The 3037-nt window shown below is 42.0% G+C and carries 5 protein-coding genes; 4 read left to right on the top strand and 1 reads right to left on the bottom strand.

Annotation, left to right across the window (positions count from 1 at the left end; translation table 11 throughout):
* The 3 genes from IQ229_RS24285 to IQ229_RS21115 all read left to right on the top strand — a co-directional run.
* The coding region (locus IQ229_RS24285) for a hypothetical protein (RefSeq protein ID WP_228013623.1) at positions 1-220 on the top strand (220 nt) is incomplete at its 5' end.
* A gap of 138 nt (positions 221-358) precedes the next feature.
* A complete protein-coding gene (locus IQ229_RS21120) occupies positions 359-562 on the top strand; it encodes a hypothetical protein (RefSeq protein WP_194047085.1) in 204 nt (67 codons plus the stop codon).
* Entirely contained in the window at positions 543-896 is a 354-nt protein-coding gene (locus IQ229_RS21115; RefSeq protein WP_194047083.1) for a type II toxin-antitoxin system PemK/MazF family toxin, read from the top strand. Before IQ229_RS21120 ends, IQ229_RS21115 begins: the two co-directional genes overlap by 20 nt.
* 79 nt (positions 897-975) lie before the next feature.
* Here the strand turns inward: IQ229_RS21115 and IQ229_RS21110 are convergent, their stop codons facing one another.
* Positions 976-1617 carry a DUF4126 domain-containing protein gene (locus IQ229_RS21110; RefSeq protein ID WP_228013622.1) on the bottom strand — a complete coding sequence of 214 codons (642 nt, stop codon included), beginning with the start codon at positions 1615-1617 and terminating at the stop codon, positions 976-978.
* A gap of 237 nt (positions 1618-1854) precedes the next feature.
* Here IQ229_RS21110 and IQ229_RS21105 point away from each other — a divergent pair, with 237 nt between their 5' ends.
* Positions 1855-2919: a DUF3326 domain-containing protein gene (locus IQ229_RS21105; RefSeq protein ID WP_194047079.1), complete on the top strand. Its 1065-nt coding sequence runs from the start codon at positions 1855-1857 to the stop codon at positions 2917-2919.
* Positions 2920-3037: the final 118 nt, after the last annotated feature.

The following is a 3037-nucleotide window of genomic DNA, read 5'->3' as shown; positions in this document are numbered from 1 at the left end:
ACTCGTTAACGGAGATAAAAGACTCGTTAACGGAGATAAAAGACTCGTTAACGGAGATAAAAGACTCGTTAACGGAGATAAAAGACTCGTTAACGGAGATAAAAGACTCGTTAACGGAGCTAAAAGACTCATTAACGGAGCTAAAAGACTCGTTAACGGAGATAAAAGACTCGTTAACGGAGATAAAAGACTCATTCACGAAGTTCAAAAGGTGTGCTAGCGCGAAAGCGTAACACATCCTACAACTATGATCGCTTTATAATTGCGATATCTACGACGGGCGTAGCTGCGGCACTACCAACACTACAGGCGATCGCTTTATGGCATACATTGAATATAGTTAGCAGTCGGCAATTCCATGAATATTCGTCAAGAACTTCTAAGTCTAATTGAACAACTGAATGATGAGCAGTTATCAGCATTGCTTGATTTAGCTCTTTCTTTCAAGAATGGCGGAAAATCTGTTAATCCTGCTGTTGAATCTCAGGCTTACCAGGATTGGGTAAGCCCTGAAAATGATATTTACGACGAAGTATTTGCTGATGAACTTACAGCGCGGTGATGTTGTGTTGTGTCGAGTCCCCATGCCATCAACCGGATTAGCACAGTTCAAAGTTCGCCCTGCTGTTGTAATTTCGGCAAATCAATTGAATCAAATTCTTGATGATTTGATGGTTGTGCCTTGTACCTCCAACACTAATCGCCCTTTAACTGTGACGCAATACTTAATAACGGGCGATGAAATTGCCAGTGCAGGTATTAGAGTTGAGTCTGTAGTTCGCTGTGAGTCAATTTTTACATTAAATAAATCTATGATTCTCAGAAAGCTGGGTTCTCTTTCCTCTGAGACAATTAATCAGGTGAATTTTTGTCTAATAGCGGCTTTGGAATTATAAATTACTGCGATCGCTTTATAATTGCGATGTCTACGACGGGCTATTCGGCGTCGCAGCGATGAAACAAATCCATAAATACTTATCCCAATTCTCTTGATGGAGAGACGGTTTCAGTAGTTTGAGAAGATATTTTATTGAAAAAGAAACTCCAAATTCTTTGAATAGCTATTATTAGAAAACCAATCACAATCGTTCCTGCTACCACTGGTAAAGCTAGCGCCAGCACAGACAGTCCGATTGCAACCACCAACTCAATGGTTGACACAACTGGATTGGTTAATCCACCTGAAACGCCAGTAGAACTTATCCGCAATATATTCGTTAATCCTTGAGTTAATCCTGCGGTTCCACCACCAGCAACTAAAGCTAACGTCCATTGCACCAGTGGATTCATCTCTGGAGCAAGAGATGCTGTGACGATTGTCCCGGCGATAAAGGCCGCAGGAGTAGCTACAATATCCAGCAGATGATCCAACCAAGGAATGTAATAACCGATAATTTCTAGTAAACAAGCGACGGCAAATACAATTACAGCTTGAGGTGTTTCCAGCCAATCAAAGTTAGTCGGCAAATCAAAATGTCCAAAAACTGAAGCCACACTCAATGCTAGCAGTGGTACAAATACTCGGAAGCCAGCCGCCGCGCTCAAACTAATCCCCAGTAATAATTCAATAAATGTATTTAGATTCAACAAAGAATTTAAATCCATAGTAGGACTCAAGTTATACTCCTGGTGTTTTTTCCATCTTTGAGCTGAACCGAGTAACAACTCTAAGCTGTAATCCCAAGATAAGAAACTTGGCGGCAATATTTCATCTAACTATGTATAGAATTCAGTGAAACCCCATCTGTGTCAATACTGCGTAGGGTTTGCCTAAAAAATAACTCCAATGTGCTGTTTATTAAAATTAGCTGCATAACAGCTTATCAAGCATAAGGAATAACTAACTAACTCGATATGCAACGTCCATACACCGCTATATTAATCGTACCAACTGGCGTTGGGGCTGCCATTGGGGGTTATGCAGGAGATGCTTTGCCTGTTGCCAAAGTTATGGCACAGGTTTGCGATCGCCTAATTACTCATCCCAATGTTCTCAATGGCGCAAGTTTGTATTGGAATCTCCCAAATACTTTTTATGTTGAAGGTTATGGACTTGACAAATTCGCCTCTGGATGTTGGGGTTTGCGTCCAGTCCGCACTAATAAAGTAGGTTTACTTTTAGACCAAGGCATTGAGCCAGAGTTGCAGCTACGACATATACAAGCCGCCGATGCAGTCAGAGCAACTCTAGGATTGACCTTAACAGATTATGTAATTACTGATGCGCCATTAAATGTAGAATTACGGACTACAGCATCGGGAGCGAGTTGGGGAACAATTGGCCACCCGGATAGTTTATTACGGGCAGCCGAGATATTAATTAAAAAAGCGGGGGCAGAAGCGATCGCAGTTGTTGCCCGTTTCCCCGATGATATGGACTCAGAAGCAGTACAAAAATACCGCCACGGTGAAGGCGTAGATTCTTTAGCGGGTGCAGAAGCCGTAATTAGCCATTTGCTAGTACGAACCTTTCAAATTCCTTGCGCCCATTCTCCCGCGCTTTTGAGCGAACCTCCACAACATGATTTATCTCCCCGTTCCGCCGCCGAAGAATTGGGCTATACCTTTTTGCCGTGCGTCCTTGTAGGATTAAGTCGTGCCCCACAATTTATAGTAGAGAAAGGAGCAATCGGATCGCAGCAAGAAGATATTTGGGTAGATGAAGTGGATGCTGCGATCGTACCAGCAAATGCTTGTGGTAGCAGTGCCTTACTGAGTTTAAGCCAAAGACGATGCCAAATAATTACAGTAGAAGAAAATAAAACTCTGATAAAAGTTCCTGCCCAACCCTTGGGGATTAAATCTATACAGGTAAACTCATATTTAGAAGCAGTAGGTGTATTGGTAGCACATAAAGCAGGCATCAATCCCTCCGCTCTCCGTCCTACATTATTACCTTTGCAGTCAATTAGTCATTAGTTATTTGTCATTAGTTATTTGTCATTAGTCATTTGTCATTAGTCATTAGTTATTAGTTATTCTCTCTTTGCTCCTCTACCCTGCATACCCCTGTCTCTTATACACGTCTGACGCTGCC

This window comes from Nostoc cf. edaphicum LEGE 07299, assembly GCF_015207245.1.
Lineage (GTDB): Bacteria > Cyanobacteriota > Cyanobacteriia > Cyanobacteriales > Nostocaceae > Nostoc > Nostoc edaphicum_B.
This window is presented reverse-complemented; position numbering and strand designations above follow the sequence as displayed.